Origin of the sequence: Tateyamaria sp., from assembly GCF_039945315.1 — a bacterium.
Taxonomy (GTDB): Bacteria; Pseudomonadota; Alphaproteobacteria; order Rhodobacterales; family Rhodobacteraceae; genus Tateyamaria.
On the sequence record NZ_JBDUXB010000010.1, the window covers coordinates 15,327 to 29,131 of the forward strand.

The window sequence follows — 13,805 nt, forward strand, 5'->3', positions numbered from 1 at the left end:
TACAGTCAGTGATCCATATCACCGTGAATGGCGAACTGATCCAGCCCAGCATCCTGCGGCTGGATCGAGCGGAACGCTTCGCGGACCCCCGACTCTGTCAACTCTCGGGCGACGGTCAGCAGAGTGTTGGGGCCATGATCTTCGCAAAGCTCGATCATGTGGGCCAACTCTTCGGACGCCACAGGCGTGGCCGCCTCAACCGAAGGTGCCCCGTAATAGGTAACGAAGTGTTGGGCCAAAAGCGCGGTTAGCGTTTCCAGCTCGGGCTGTTCCAGCTGTGTCACAGCAACGAATGTCACGCGCCCGCCGGTTTCCAGACCAAGCCACCCGTTTGCAAAGGCTTGTCGCGCTTTGCCTGTCAGATCGCCTTCGCCCCAGTCGGAGAATTCAAAGCCGCCGGAAATGCACCATTCGCCGGTGCGGGCCGGGCTGGCAAAGACGTTCATGTCGCTTTCGTCAAAGTGGATCGCGCGGGCGAGTTTCATCACGTGGTCTCCAGGACGGTGGTAAGGGGGATCAGATGGGTTGAGTCTGCGTCACGCAAGAGCATGCCAAATTCTTCGTCGATGCCAAGAAATGTGCCGGTCAGAGACTGGTTGGTCGCCTCTTCGCCAATGCCATGCGCAATGCCGCGCCACTCGGAATGCAGGCTGGCGCTGCCGTCTGTTTCCCATCGGTTCAGCCAGTTCAATGTATGGCGCGCCCAAGCCCCGAGTAGGTGAGGCGGCGAGACATCGGCGCACCCTTCGGCAAACAGCGCGGTTTCATCCGGGGTCAGGCCGGTGTCTTCAAAGGGGGGGACAAGCGGTAGAGTAAAGCCCACCACCAGCCAATCAGGTACGGCCTTTGGATCAGTGTCTGACGCGATCGCTCGAAATGCGCCGCAGCGCGCGCCGTTCACGCGAATACCGCCGAACCAGTCGAGGTGCACGGCAACTTCGGGCGGAGCCAACGCGCCCAACGCGTTTTGCAGACCCACACCGCACAGCGGCAGCATGGTCATGGCCGTCTGCAATGGAACCTCGGGTGCGAAAACCAAGGCTGCTTCCAACGCATCGGCCCGCAATTTGTAAGCGATAAGACCGGCGTCACAGCCCAGCGTCGCCTTCATCACCGCATGGTCAAAAGCGTGGTCGGGCGCGGCTTCGCCCCACATCAGTGGTGGAAAGGTGACCTCTGGTGCGTCACTCATGCGACACCCTTTGCAATGAGGGCCGCCGCGACGTCCTGAAACGCTTTGGCTTGTGGTCCGTCTGGCTGACTGACAGTGATCGGTGCACCCCCGTCAGAGGCAAGGCGGATTTGCAGATCCAGTGGCACCTCTGCCAAAAGAGGGATGTCCAGTTTTGCGGCTTCTGCCGCGACGCCGCCATGGCCAAACACATGCTCTTCATGGCCGCAGTTTGAACAGATATGCGTGCTCATGTTCTCGATCATGCCGACGATGGGCACATTTAACTGGTTGAACATGTCGATGCCTTTGCGGGCGTCAATCATGGCCACATCCTGCGGTGTGGATACTATGATCGCACCATCCACCGGGGCTTTTTGTGCCAGTGTCATCTGCACGTCGCCGGTGCCCGGCGGCAGATCAACGATCAGCACATCGAGTGCACCCCATTGGACCTGCGTCATCATCTGTTGCAACGCGCCCATCAGCATGGGGCCACGCCAGACCACCGCCTGATCCTCGTTCGTCATCAGGCCGATAGACATCATCGTCACGCCATGGTTGCGCATCGGCAGGATCGTCTTGCCATCGGGTGAAGCGGGGCGCCCGGACACGCCAAGCATACGTGGCTGCGACGGGCCGTAAACATCAGCGTCCAAAAGACCAACGCGCCGCCCCTGTTGCGCAAGTGCGCAGGCGATATTGGCGGACACGGTCGATTTGCCCACGCCGCCCTTGCCCGATGCAATCGCCAGAATGCGGTCGATACCGGGGATTTTCTGCGGGCCTTTCGGCTCTGCCGCTTTGGACGGGCGCAGGTCAGGTGGGGGGGCCTTTTCGGTGTGGCCGGTCAGCACGATTGACACCTGATTGATGCCCTCCATCGCGCCCAATGCGGCCTCGGCCTTGCTTTTGATGTCTTCATAGATCGCGGCGTCTGCCGGGTTGATTTCCATCACAAAGCGCACAGCGCCGTCCGCCACATTCAACGCCCGCATCACACCGCTGGACACGATGTCGCCGCCCGGTGCCTCGAGGCCCTTGAGGACGTCGAGTACTTGTTCCCTGCTTGTGCTCACGCGTCAGTCCTGCCCGGAAATTGTGCCGGAGACCTCGTGGGTCATCCCCAGCTCTTCGATGGTGATCACAGCCTTGACCGCGTAGCTTTTGCCACTGGTGCCGCCCGTGCGCACCGCCTCTTCGATCGCCTGCTGCGAGGTCACGCCGACCTGTTTCAGGAATTTGCGCATGGACATGTTGAAGTCGTCGCTCATGGGTTTTGCTCTCCTTGTCGTTGACGGAATGCGGGTGGGGTGCCTAATCTGGCCTCATGCGCATCCTTGGTGTTTTGATAGTGATGTTGTTGCCCGGCCTTGCAAGGGCAGATGACCGACAAGTCTCGCTTTACGCGCCGCCGGCGCTGATCGAAAGCGGGTTGGTTCAGCACATCAAGCCGCGATTTTCCCTGAAAACGCAGGTTAAGGTCGATATTGTGGGCAGCGTCGATGCGGCTGATATTGTTCTGGGTGCCGAGGGCAGACCCCTGTTTTCCGGCCTTGATGCGGTGTGGCATCTGGATCAGCGGCGCGACACCAAAGGTGCGGACCGTTTTGCCGAGTGGCTGGTATCTGAGATCGGGACGCGCACAATTCTGTCGTTCGCCCCTGACGGTACGCCGGTTTTTGCACCGCCGCCAGAAGAGACCGCCGCCGCCGTCGCGGTTGAAATATCGCGCGAAGCGATTGCTGGAAAAGAGGTGTCGTATGTCAAATGCAGCCGCTGTCATGTGACCGAGCGGGGCAGAGGCATCTTTGGCATCGGCTCGACCCCCAGCTTTGCAGTGATGCGGGGATTTGAGGATTGGGAGGCACGCTTTGCCGCCTTTTTCGTGTTGAACCCGCACGAGGCGTTTACCCAGATTGAGGGCGTAACCGAGCCTTTCCCGTTGGATCGCCCGTCGCCGATTTCGCCCGTTGTTATGACGCTGGACGACCTCGACGCCATTCTGGCCTATGTGGCCATCGTCGAACCTGCCGATTTGGGTAAACCGCTCGAACATCAGTGATCGCGCCGTTTTGACAGATAGTCTTCGGTGGTGCGCACGCGGGGTTTTTCGCCGCCCTGAAACGGGTTGTCGGTCGAATGGAATTGGGCCGTCACCCGACAGTTGTCGCACATCTGGATCATCCGCAATTTGTCGCCTGCAAACATTGCGTGATCCTTGAGCTTGTCGGTGATCCTGTCGATTGCGGATTTTGATCCAAAGAGGGATCCGCATTCGATGCAGGGAAAGGGCTCTTCTTCGTTTAGGATTTCCTGAGACAGGGCCGCGTCCGTAAGGTCGAGGCGCGGTTCGTAGGTGATCGCGTCTTCGGGGCAGATATTGGCGCAAAGGCCACATTGCAGGCATGCGTCTTCCTGAAACCTGAGCTGCGGTTTGTCGGAATTATCGCCAAGCGCGCCGGACGGGCAGAGCGACACGCAGCTAAGGCAGAGCGTGCAGGCGTCAGTGTCGACCAGAACCGCACCATAGGGCGCGCCGTCGGGCAGCGGCACCTGATCGGTGTCAGGGTGCAGGGCCCGCGCGGCCTGACGCGTGATCTGGCGGCGTGTGCCCATTGGACGGACCGGCTGTTCGATGGGGACGCGGGCTGTTTGGTCATAGAGCGCGTCGCTCATTGCATCGGGGTCTGTCGTGTCCAGAAGCGTGCCCTTGCCTGCGCCAGCAATTGCGTTTGCCAAGGCAATCTGTGTTTCCAACGCTGGCAGATCAGCGGTAGGGCCGGGCAACAGCGTGACTGTGGCAAACCCGGCGGCAAGGCCCGCGACCGCCTCGGCATGACCGAAGGCACCGATGGCCGACATCTCCATCGGGATCACATCGCCGGGCAGTCCGCGTCCATGACGGGCTGACAAACGGATCATTTCGGCCCCATGGGCGTCGTGCACAAGCAGGCGCGGTGCGTGGCCGCCAGCGGCGAGATAGGCCTTGGCCAGCGTCTGAACCCGCTGCATCGTGTGATCGACTGGTGGCGCATCATAGGTGATTGCACCTGACGGACACGCGGCAGAACAGGCGCCGCAGCCAGCGCAGATCATAGGGTCAATTGCCACGTGGTCGCCAGCCGATGTGATCGCTCCGGTGGGGCATAGATCAAGGCAATTGGTGCACCCGGTTTGCTCGGCCCGGCTGTGCGCACAGAGCAGGGGGGCTGTTTGGACGTAGAGCGACTTTTCGAAGGTGCCCGTCATGTGCGAGGCGGCCATCACGGCGGCGGCAACGCCCGGCGCATGCGTGGGATCGGCGCGCAAGTATCCATCCCGTTTTTCCGGCGCGGGGAACAAGGGCGTTTGCCCGCGCAAGTCCAGAATAATGTCGCATTGCGAAATGGCGCCATCGCGAGGATCGGTCAAAGAAAAAGCGCCGCGCCCGCCCGGGTCCACTTGTTGCAATGCGTCAATGACAACCTCAAAGGCCGCAAAAGAACCCGAGGCGCGGCGCAATTTGCCTACCACAACGTCAAAGGCGCGGGTGTCGGGCACTTCGCTGGGTTCGTCGATCAATACGGTAACGCCCAGATGATCCTTGAGCTGTTCCGCGGCCGCCAGAGCCACATCAGCGGGGCCAAGGATCAGGCAAAGCCCCTCGCTGATCACATCAACGGTCTTTTCTTGGGCTTCTGGCAGCATCGCCTCGGCAATCAGTGCGGACATTTTGGGCAGTTTTGGGGTGTCATCCGCGCTCCAACCGGCGCGGTCGCGCAGGTCGAGCGTGTGCGGGGCAGGACGATCAAGACCCTCTGCCAGCTCTTCGAAAACGCGGGCTTCCTGGGTGCAACAAAAAACCGCGTCGCCCCCCTCTAGGGCGGCTTGGGCACGTTCGAGTTGCGTGGTGCACAGGGCAGAACAGGGGGGGCGGACGTCTAGGCCGGTGGCCTCGGATAAGGCCGTTGCATCGATGGTTTGAGTGCCCAAACAATCGCATGTTATCAATGATTTGACCACGTAATTCTCCCCTTCAGCAAGGGCATTTTTTGCCCCTTTTTGCCTGCCTTTCGGCGCCAGCCTAGACATGATTCGCATGACTTCACAAACCGAATTCGTCGCATGGCACGCAGCGATTCAATGCCAGAAGGCTGTAGTGATTCGCGAATTCGTACGCGACGGTATTCCCGACTTAATCAGTCAAGTTAGACATTTCGTCCTTTAGCGCGTCGCACCCCCGGACAGGCTGGCCAAATAGCAAAAACATGTCCCAAGGGCACTTTGCGAGACAGAAATCGCTTCTCTGATGAAAAATCTGGCAGTTTAATGAGATCAACGGGAGGACGTAGGGTGATCCGAAACCCAGACCAGCATCGGTCCATGACTTTGGGCGTCGTATTGCGGCGCCTGCCTGGCGTGACACGCTGGGCCTCCTACAGCTGGAAAGCGGTTGCGGTGCTGCCCGGCGCAGGCATTGCCCACTGGCAAGAACTGCGCCGCGAAGGCGAAGCGATTGAGTACCACGCCGCCACCTTGTCCCTTGATCTGCACGGCGCCGAAACCGAAGCCTACCTGCATGGCCTCTCGGCCGAGGTGCCATCGATCTATGTGGTGATGCGCGAAAGCGAGAACGAGGACGCCGAACCGCTTGACGTGCTCTTGGTCACGGCCTCGCCCTATGAAGCTCAAGACTATACCGACAGCGGCGAAGAAATCGTGGAGAAGGTTCCGATGCCCGAAGGGCTGATGGCGTGGGTGCAGGATTTTGTCACCGTGTTTCATCAGGACGAGGTGTTCATCAAGCGCAAGCGCGACAAGAAGCGCATTGATCTGACGCAGGATGGCATTGGCGATCCGCGTATTCAGTCGGTGGCCGACATCTATGCCTCGCCCGCCCGTCAGCGGAGGCGGATCCATTGAGCGGCGCAAATGAAAAACCCCGCGATTTCTGGTCTCGCCGCCGTGCTGATGTTGAGGCTGAGGCGCAGGTAAAAGACGCGTTGGATCATGCGCGTGTGGCCGAGGCAGAGGACGTGAAGCTGGCCGAACGGTCGGACGAAGAGATTTTGGCCGAGCTGGACCTGCTGGAGCCTGAGGCGTTGGAAAGTCCTGATCAGGTGCGTGAGTTTTTGAATTCCGCCGTGCCGCAGCGTTTAAAGACCCGCGCGTTGCGCAGGCTTTGGCGGCTGAACCCGATATTCGCAAACCTCGACGGGTTGGTGGATTACGGTGAGGATTTCACGGATGCGGCCATGGTCATCGAGAATATGCAGACCGTGTATCAGGTAGGCAAAGGTATGCTGACCGCCTTTGTCGATGACGAAGAAGAAGACGAAGAGATCACGGACGAGACGTCCGAGGACGAAGACGAAGAGACACAAGCCCCGACCCTGACCGACGATGAGGAGGAGGTCCCTATGATCGTTGCGGCCGCCCCTGACCCTTTGCCAGAACCCGAACCCGCGCCAGTGGCCATGCCCCAGCGCCGGATGCGGTTTGCTTTTGACACTGCCTGAGGATGGATGAGACCAATATGACAGCCGCCCCCGATACCACGATCAGCGATATGGATCGCGCCCGTGCGGACCTTTACAACTTTCTCGGCGCCCTTTTGGCCAATCCGCCAGAAGAGATGTTGTTGACCCAGACTGCCGGTCTGTCTGGCGATGATACCGAATTGGGTCAGGCCATCGGCACGCTGGCGAAGCTGGCAAAGGTGACCAAGCCCAAGGCCGCTGAATCCGAGTTCAACAAGCTGTTCATTGGTTTGGGTCGGGGCGAATTGTTGCCCTTCGCCAGCTACTACCTGACCGGTTTCCTGAACGAAAAACCGCTGGCCGCCCTGCGTCAGGCTATGACAGCCAAGGGCATGCAGCGGTCCGAAACCGTGTTTGAACCCGAAGATAGCATTGCCAGCCTGATGGAAATGATGGGCGCGATGATTGTGGGCCGCTTTGACAAGCCGGCGGATATCACCACGCAAAAGCAGTTCTTTAATACCCATGTGGCTCCTTGGGCCTCACATTTCTTTACCGATCTGGAAGAGGCCAAAAATTCGGTCTTTTACAGCCCCGTGGGCACGGTCGGTAAAATTTTCATGTCTGTAGAGGCGGAAGCCTTTCGGATGAGCGGGGCGGAGTGATCCGCGTCAAATGGGGCGGGCAACTGTCCTGAAACAGCGAAAGGAGACTTTTCGCATGAGCAAGAAAGAAGAGGGTGCATCGCGCCGCGACTTTCTGAAGCTGGCCACGACCACGGCGCCAATAGCGGCGGCGGCGGCAGTAGCCGGGACCACAGGGGCAGAGGCGGCTGAGCCGGATCTGAGCCTGGAAAAAATGCAGGATACCGCGCACACGCGTGCGTATTTTGACAGCGCTCGGTTCTAACGAGCCATTAGGGAGGGCCGCGCCCGGGAATAAGCCCGGACATGGCAGGTGAACAGCGACTGGTTGCGTGACGCCCGACTGCTGGAAGCCGAATAAAGCCAAGCAAGCGAACCCGCCAAGGGGGAGCAAGCAAGGGAGAGAGAAATGCTTAGGAAAAAGACCAACGGGGTTGCGAGACGCTCCCAGCGGACAAGTATCCTGTCTGAGGCCGCAGGTGCCTCGGTGGACCGCCGCGCGTTTTTGCGCGGATCGGGACTGGTGATTGGGGGTCTGTCAGCAATTGCTGCCACAGGCGGAACCGTCACACAGGCCAGCGCTGCGACGGCTGTCGCGGGGCAGGTAGATCTTAAAAAGTCAGTGTGCACGCACTGCTCGGTCGGCTGTACGGTCATTGCCGAAGTGCAGAACGGTGTCTGGACGGGGCAGGAACCCGGCTGGGATAGCCCGTTCAACTTGGGTGCCCACTGTGCCAAAGGTGCCGCTGTTCGCGAGCACGCCCATGGCGAGCGTCGACTGAAGTACCCGATGAAGAAAGAAAACGGGGAATGGAAGCGCGTTTCATGGGAGCAGGCCATCGATGAGATCGGCGGCGGCATGATGAAAATCCGGGAAGAAAGCGGCCCGGACAGCGTTTATTGGCTGGGTTCGGCCAAGCACAACAACGAACAGGCCTATCTGTTCCGCAAGTTTGCTGCCTACTGGGGCACCAACAACGTGGATCACCAGGCCCGGATTTGTCACTCGACCACAGTTGCCGGTGTTGCAAACACCTGGGGCTATGGTGCGATGACGAACTCATACAACGACATCCACAATTCCAAGTCGGTCTTTATCATTGGCGGCAACCCGGCCGAGGCGCACCCTGTGTCCTTGCTCCACTTGCTCCGTGCTAAAGAACAAAACAACGCCCCCGTCATCGTGTGTGACCCGCGCTTTACCCGCACGGCCGCACATGCGGACGAGTACGTTCGTTTCCGTCCCGGATCGGACGTGGCTTTGGTTTGGGGTATCCTGTACCACATCTTTGAAAACGGCTGGGAAGACAAAGAGTTTATCCGCACCCGTGTCTGGGGTATGGACCAGATCAAGGAAGAGGTCGCCAAGTGGACCCCTGAAGAAGTCGAACGTGTGACCGGAGCGCCCGGTTCGCAACTGCGTCGCGTGGCCCGGACACTGGCCAACAACCGCCCCGGCACCGTGATCTGGTGTATGGGTGGTACGCAGCACACGAACGGCAACAACAACACCCGCGCCTACTGCATCCTGCAACTGGCCCTTGGCAATATGGGCACCGCAGGCGGCGGCACCAATATCTTCCGCGGCCACGACAACGTGCAAGGTGCCACGGACCTTGGTGTTCTGTCCCACACACTGCCAGGCTACTATGGTCTGAGCGCAGGCGCTTGGGCCCACTGGGGTCGCGTTTGGGGTGAAGATGCCGATTGGCTGGGCGGACAGTTTGCCACCACCACCGGTGTCGACGGCAAGGAAAAGTCACTTCAGAACCTGTCGGGTATTCCCGTCTCGCGCTGGATCGACGGTGTCCTTGAAGATCCCGACAACATGGACAACCCGAACAAAGTCCGGGCCATGGTGTTCTGGGGCCACGCGCCGAACTCTCAGACCCGTATGGTCGAGATGAAGAAGGCCATGGAAGAGCTGGACATGCTGGTCGTTATCGACCCGTTCCCCACAGTCTCTGCCGTGCTGCATGATCGCACCGATGGTGTGTATCTGTTGCCTGCGTGTACCCAGTTCGAAACACGTGGCTCTGTCACTGCATCGAACCGGTCCATCCAGTGGCGCGAACAGGTCATTGATCCGTTGTTCGAATCCAAGCGGGACGAAGAGATCATCGCTCTGCTCGCCAAAAAGTTCGGGTTCCACGAGCGTCTCTTCCGCAACATCAAGCTGGAAGAAGATGGCCTGACGCCCGAGCCTGAGGACACGCTGCGCGAGATCAATCGCGGCATGTGGACGGTCGGTTATACTGGTCAGTCGCCTGAGCGGATCAAGAAGCACATGGAGAACCAGCACACGTTTGATCGCACCACTTTGCAGGCCATTGGTGGCCCCGCAGATGGCGATTACTACGGTCTGCCATGGCCCAGCTGGGGCACGCCAGAGATGAACCACCCGGGCACGCCGAACCTTTACGACATGTCCAAGCCTGTTGCTGAGGGTGGTTTGACCTTCCGTGCGCGCTTTGGTGTCGAGAGGGATGGCGAAAACCTTTTGGCCGAAGGGGTCTATAGCGTTGGATCGGAAATTCAGGATGGATATCCCGAATTCACGATGCAGATGCTGATGGATCTGGGTTGGGACGGTGATCTGACAGCGGATGAACGCGCTGCCATTGATGCCGTTGCGGGTGCCAAGACCAACTGGAAGACCGACCTGTCGGGCGGTATTCAGCGGGTCGCCATTGCACATGGCTGTGCGCCCTTTGGCAATGCCAAGGCCCGTACCGTCGTGTGGACGTTCCCTGATCCGGTGCCTATTCACCGCGAGCCTCTGTACACAAACCGCAGAGACCTTGTGGAGGATTACCCCACCTACGAGGACCGTCATGCCTACCGCCTGCCGACGCTGTATGCGTCGATCCAAAAGCAGGACTTTTCGAAGGACTATCCGATCATCCTCACGTCTGGCCGCCTGGTCGAATACGAGGGCGGCGGCGACGAGACACGGTCGAACCCGTGGCTGGCCGAGCTGCAGCAGGACATGTTCGTCGAGATCAACACGCGGGACGCCAATAACCTTGGCGTGCGTGATGGTCAGCAGGTCTGGGTCGAAGGGCCCGAAGGCGGCAAGGTCAAGGTTATGGCAATGGTCACCAACAGGGTCGGCGCGGGCGTAGCCTTTATGCCGTTCCACTTTGGTGGGCACTTCCAGGGCGAAGACCAGAGGTCCAAATACCCCGACGGGGCGGACCCCTATGTGCTTGGTGAATCCACCAACACGGCCCAAACCTATGGCTATGATTCAGTAACCCAGATGCAAGAGACGAAAGCCACTCTTTGCAAAATCTGGACAGCGTAAGGAGGATACGACATGGCATTAGGAGGACAGGCTCGCGCCAAGTTCCTGTGCGACGCCGAGCGCTGCATTGAATGCAACGCCTGTGTGACCGCATGCAAAAACGAGCATGAGGTGCCATGGGGCATCAACCGCCGCCGCGTGGTGACCATCAATGATGGTGACCCCGGTGAACGGTCGATCTCTGTGGCATGCATGCACTGTTCGGACGCGCCTTGTATGGCCGTTTGCCCGGTGGACTGCTTTTACCAAAACGAGGAAGGGGTGGTTCTCCACTCCAAAGACCTCTGCATTGGTTGCGGTTATTGCTTTTACGCGTGCCCGTTTGGTGCGCCGCAATTCCCACAGGCAGGCAACTTTGGCAGCCGGGGCAAGATGGACAAGTGTACATTCTGCGCCGGTGGTCCCGAAGAAACCCACTCGACCGCCGAATTCGCCAAGTACGGGCGCAACCGGATCGCCGAGGGCAAGCTGCCCATCTGCGCCGAGATGTGTTCGACCAAGGCGTTGCTGGCCGGTGATGGCGACGTTGTGTCAGGCATCTACCGCGAACGCGTCGTGGCCCGTGGCTTTGGCTCGGGCGCTTGGGGCTGGGGTTCTGCCTACGGCAACCAAGGCGGCTGATCCGCAAAAGCAAAGCCAAAGGCGCGATACCAAATTGCGCCTTTGAACACCGGGAACAGGTTTTGAAATCTGTTCCCGGGACCTTTGACAGTTTCCGACCGGCTTTCTTTCAAAGAAAGCGGTTTCTGCATCTAATCGAGGACAATCATGCGAATTCTTCTGAGTGTGATAACAGCGCTGTTTCTGGCCCTCCCGGCCATGGCACAGGATACTGCAACAGCACCCGACCGGTCCGCCACTGGCGGTGCCACAACGCTCGAAGACATCATGGCCCGCCAGCGGGGCGAACAGGTTGACCAATCATATCGCCGTGAAAATACAGGCGACCCGGACAGTGCGGCCAGCATGGCCTCTCAACTGGGCACGCTTGGCGGCGCTTCTGACCCTGAACTGTGGCGCGCGTTGCGTTTTGGATCGGCCGACATCACCGTGTCGTCAGGGGGCGAAGTTGCCTCCGTCCTGATCCAGGATGGGGGCATGTCGTGGTTACAGTTTCGCCAAGGACCGCTGGCCAAATACGGCGGCTATCTGCTTTTGGGCACCATTGCGCTTTTGCTCGTGTTCTTTGTTCTGCGTGGGCGGGTCAAACTGGATTACGAAAAGACTGGGCGCACTGTAACCCGGTTCAAAACATTTGAGCGGGCCTCGCACTGGCTGCTGGCCGGATCGTTTATCCTGCTTGGGATCACCGGCCTTTTGACCTTGTTCGGGCGCATGTTCATCGCGCCCTACATCTCCAAAGAGTTCAACGCGACACTGCTTTTGGCCTCAAAGTTCATCCACAACAACGTGGCGTGGGCCTTCATTGTGGCGTTGATTGCGGTGTTCTTCCTTTGGGTTTGGCACAACATTCCGAACCGCACAGACATCACTTGGTTTGCTCAGGCGGGCGGTATCATCGGCTCGAAACACCCGCCGGCTAAAAAGTTCAACGGCGGGCAAAAGATTATCTTCTGGAGCGTCATACTATTGGGGAGTTCCATCTCGCTCTCTGGCGTGTCGCTGCTCTTTCCATTCGAGCTGCCGATGTTCATGAAGACCTTTGATCTGATGCGTAGTGTGGGCATTGAAACGCTCCCCATCTACGGGCCGTTGCCCATTGGTCTCGCCCCACATGAAGAAATGCAATACGCCCAAGCCTGGCACGCCATCGTCGCTTTTGTCCTGATGGCGATCATCATTGCCCACATTTATATCGGGTCGATTGGCATGGAAGGAGCCTATGACGCGATGGGATCTGGCGAGGTGGACGAGGCCTGGGCTCGTCAACACCACTCACTCTGGCTCGAAGAGTTGGAGGCAAAAGGCAAGGCTGCGCCCAAAGATGCGACACCTGCTGAGTAGTCTGATGTTGTGTCTGGCGCTGCCCGCGGCGGCGCAGGACTTCAACACCTATAAGGGCCATGGTGGGCCGGTTATGGGTCTGGTTGTGACAGAGGATGGCACCCTGGCCTCAGCCAGTTTCGACAACTCTGTCGGCGTTTGGGATGGGTCCGAACCCCGCTGGCTGGAAGGCCATGATGCCGCCGTAACTGCGATCGCGCAGGGCACCGATGGGACGTTGATCTCGGGCGGTGATGATTTTGCTGTTTGGCATTGGGGCGACACCCCGCGCAAGATTGGCCAGCACAAGGGCAAGGTCACCTCATTGGCGGCCTCACCGGATGGAACGTTCATAGCAAGCGGGTCGTGGGACGGAGATATTGTGCTGTGGCCGCTGGCACAGGGAGAGGCCATGATCCTGCCTTATGCCGGAGCAGGGGTGAACGCTGTGGCCTACACACCTGATGGTAAAGCCCTGTTTGCTGCTACGTCTAAAGGTGATCTGCTGCGCTATGACGTTCAAACCATGGATACACCGCGTCCGGTGGTTCGGCATGGGTTCGGGATCAACCGATTACATGTCGGGGACGGCTGGGTGGCTTATGGTGCGGTAGACGGCGGCACAAGGGTGGTGGACGCCGACACCGGCGCGCAGATTGCCGACTTCACGCTTGATCGGCGTCCGATCCTCGCCTTGACGCATCACGCAGCTACGGGTCAGCTGGCCATTGGGGACGGCGAAGGCCACATCATGATGGTGGACACAAACAGCTGGCGGATCAGCCGCGATTTCCGGGCCATGCGCGCGGGACCAGTCTGGGCGCTGGCCTTTTCGCAGGATGGCACAGTTATCCATGCCGGTGGCATCGACGATGTGATCTATGCTTGGCCTGTGGCGCTGCTTGACACATATGATCCGGCGGGTGGCGAAGGGCGCAGTTTTCTGCGGGACGCCGCCACAATGAACAATGGAGAACGGCAGTTCATGCGTAAATGCTCCATCTGTCACAGCCTTGACGCGGGGCCTTCGCGCAAGGCTGGGCCGACCCTGTACGGGATATTTGGCCGCGGGGCAGGGACATTGCCGGACTATCGATTTTCACCCATTCTGGACGGGTCAACGATTGTCTGGGACGAAACGACCATCGACGCCCTGTTTGACGAGGGCCCCGATCACTATATTCCAGGCTCAAAGATGCCGATGCAGGTGATCGCGCAACCCCAAGACCGGGCCGACCTGATCGCATTTCTGCGCACGGCCACCAATAAGGAGTGAA

General features: G+C 59.4%; 14 protein-coding genes. 9 read left to right on the forward strand and 5 right to left on the reverse strand.

Features of this window, described 5'->3' with window-relative positions; genetic code table 11:
* Positions 1-5: 5 nt before the first annotated feature.
* Genes ABJD00_RS03640 through ABJD00_RS03655 form a run of 4 tightly spaced genes read right to left on the reverse strand, consistent with a single transcriptional unit; the run spans position 6 to position 2,445 of the window.
* Positions 6-485 (reverse strand): DUF6505 family protein, encoded by a 480-nt coding sequence (locus tag ABJD00_RS03640; RefSeq protein WP_413848883.1) that lies wholly within the window; start codon positions 483-485, stop codon positions 6-8.
* Complete coding sequence (locus ABJD00_RS03645) at positions 485-1,192, reverse strand: DUF4444 domain-containing protein (RefSeq protein WP_413848885.1); 708 nt, start codon at positions 1,190-1,192, stop codon at positions 485-487. Before ABJD00_RS03645 ends, ABJD00_RS03640 begins: the two co-directional genes overlap by 1 nt.
* On the reverse strand, positions 1,189-2,250 hold the full coding sequence (locus tag ABJD00_RS03650; protein WP_108836114.1) for an Mrp/NBP35 family ATP-binding protein: 1,062 nt from the start codon (positions 2,248-2,250) through the stop codon (positions 1,189-1,191). The genes ABJD00_RS03645 and ABJD00_RS03650 overlap by 4 nt, the downstream gene beginning before the upstream one ends.
* Before the next feature lie 3 nt (positions 2,251-2,253).
* Positions 2,254-2,445 (reverse strand): DUF6494 family protein, encoded by a 192-nt coding sequence (locus ABJD00_RS03655; RefSeq protein ID WP_413841543.1) that lies wholly within the window; start codon positions 2,443-2,445, stop codon positions 2,254-2,256.
* 56 nt (positions 2,446-2,501) lie between these two features.
* Between ABJD00_RS03655 and ABJD00_RS03660 the strand changes: the two genes are divergently transcribed.
* Positions 2,502-3,236 carry a hypothetical protein gene (locus tag ABJD00_RS03660; RefSeq protein ID WP_413848887.1) on the forward strand — a complete coding sequence of 245 codons (735 nt, stop codon included), beginning with the start codon at positions 2,502-2,504 and terminating at the stop codon, positions 3,234-3,236.
* On the opposite strand, the gene ABJD00_RS03665 is transcribed toward ABJD00_RS03660, so the two are convergent.
* A complete protein-coding gene (locus tag ABJD00_RS03665; protein WP_413848889.1) occupies positions 3,230-5,176 on the reverse strand; it encodes a 4Fe-4S binding protein in 1,947 nt (648 codons plus the stop codon). The genes ABJD00_RS03660 and ABJD00_RS03665 overlap by 7 nt on opposite strands.
* 360 nt (positions 5,177-5,536) lie before the next feature.
* On the opposite strand from ABJD00_RS03665, the gene ABJD00_RS03670 reads away from it, so the two are divergent.
* From ABJD00_RS03670 to ABJD00_RS03705, 8 genes are all read left to right on the forward strand, one after another.
* The gene (locus tag ABJD00_RS03670; RefSeq protein ID WP_413848933.1) at positions 5,537-6,076 is read left to right on the forward strand and encodes a DUF3305 domain-containing protein; all 540 of its coding nucleotides are present in this window, start codon (positions 5,537-5,539) and stop codon (positions 6,074-6,076) included.
* Positions 6,073-6,672 carry a DUF3306 domain-containing protein gene (locus tag ABJD00_RS03675; protein WP_413848891.1) on the forward strand — a complete coding sequence of 200 codons (600 nt, stop codon included), beginning with the start codon at positions 6,073-6,075 and terminating at the stop codon, positions 6,670-6,672. The genes ABJD00_RS03670 and ABJD00_RS03675 overlap by 4 nt, the downstream gene beginning before the upstream one ends.
* Before the next feature lie 17 nt (positions 6,673-6,689).
* Positions 6,690-7,298, forward strand: coding sequence for a molecular chaperone (locus ABJD00_RS03680; RefSeq protein WP_108836343.1), 609 nt, complete (start codon positions 6,690-6,692; stop codon positions 7,296-7,298).
* Between the two features lie 55 nt (positions 7,299-7,353).
* Positions 7,354-7,542, forward strand: coding sequence for a twin-arginine translocation pathway signal protein (locus ABJD00_RS03685; RefSeq protein ID WP_413848893.1), 189 nt, complete (start codon positions 7,354-7,356; stop codon positions 7,540-7,542).
* A 144-nt stretch (positions 7,543-7,686) separates the two neighbouring features.
* A complete protein-coding gene (locus ABJD00_RS03690) occupies positions 7,687-10,584 on the forward strand; it encodes a formate dehydrogenase subunit alpha (RefSeq protein WP_413848895.1) in 2,898 nt (965 codons plus the stop codon).
* A gap of 12 nt (positions 10,585-10,596) precedes the next feature.
* Entirely contained in the window at positions 10,597-11,205 is a 609-nt protein-coding gene (fdh3B, locus tag ABJD00_RS03695) for a formate dehydrogenase FDH3 subunit beta (protein ID WP_108836121.1), read from the forward strand.
* A gap of 147 nt (positions 11,206-11,352) precedes the next feature.
* The gene (locus tag ABJD00_RS03700) at positions 11,353-12,549 is read left to right on the forward strand and encodes a formate dehydrogenase subunit gamma (protein WP_413848897.1); all 1,197 of its coding nucleotides are present in this window, start codon (positions 11,353-11,355) and stop codon (positions 12,547-12,549) included.
* Positions 12,530-13,804 carry a c-type cytochrome gene (locus tag ABJD00_RS03705; protein ID WP_413848899.1) on the forward strand — a complete coding sequence of 425 codons (1,275 nt, stop codon included), beginning with the start codon at positions 12,530-12,532 and terminating at the stop codon, positions 13,802-13,804. The genes ABJD00_RS03700 and ABJD00_RS03705 overlap by 20 nt, the downstream gene beginning before the upstream one ends.
* The last annotated feature ends 1 nt before the right edge of the window (position 13,805 follow it).

Coding starts and splice junctions, on each gene's coding strand:
- ABJD00_RS03680 (WP_108836343.1), top strand. CDS start 6,690: ATGACAGCCGCCCCCGATACCACGATCAGCGATATGGATCGCGCCCGT.
- ABJD00_RS03640 (WP_413848883.1), bottom strand. CDS start 485: ATGAAACTCGCCCGCGCGATCCACTTTGACGAAAGCGACATGAACGTC.
- ABJD00_RS03655 (WP_413841543.1), bottom strand. CDS start 2,445: ATGAGCGACGACTTCAACATGTCCATGCGCAAATTCCTGAAACAGGTC.
- ABJD00_RS03705 (WP_413848899.1), top strand. CDS start 12,530: ATGCGACACCTGCTGAGTAGTCTGATGTTGTGTCTGGCGCTGCCCGCG.
- ABJD00_RS03700 (WP_413848897.1), top strand. CDS start 11,353: ATGCGAATTCTTCTGAGTGTGATAACAGCGCTGTTTCTGGCCCTCCCG.
- fdh3B (WP_108836121.1), top strand. CDS start 10,597: ATGGCATTAGGAGGACAGGCTCGCGCCAAGTTCCTGTGCGACGCCGAG.
- ABJD00_RS03690 (WP_413848895.1), top strand. CDS start 7,687: ATGCTTAGGAAAAAGACCAACGGGGTTGCGAGACGCTCCCAGCGGACA.
- ABJD00_RS03660 (WP_413848887.1), top strand. CDS start 2,502: ATGCGCATCCTTGGTGTTTTGATAGTGATGTTGTTGCCCGGCCTTGCA.
- ABJD00_RS03645 (WP_413848885.1), bottom strand. CDS start 1,192: ATGAGTGACGCACCAGAGGTCACCTTTCCACCACTGATGTGGGGCGAA.
- ABJD00_RS03685 (WP_413848893.1), top strand. CDS start 7,354: ATGAGCAAGAAAGAAGAGGGTGCATCGCGCCGCGACTTTCTGAAGCTG.
- ABJD00_RS03670 (WP_413848933.1), top strand. CDS start 5,537: ATGACTTTGGGCGTCGTATTGCGGCGCCTGCCTGGCGTGACACGCTGG.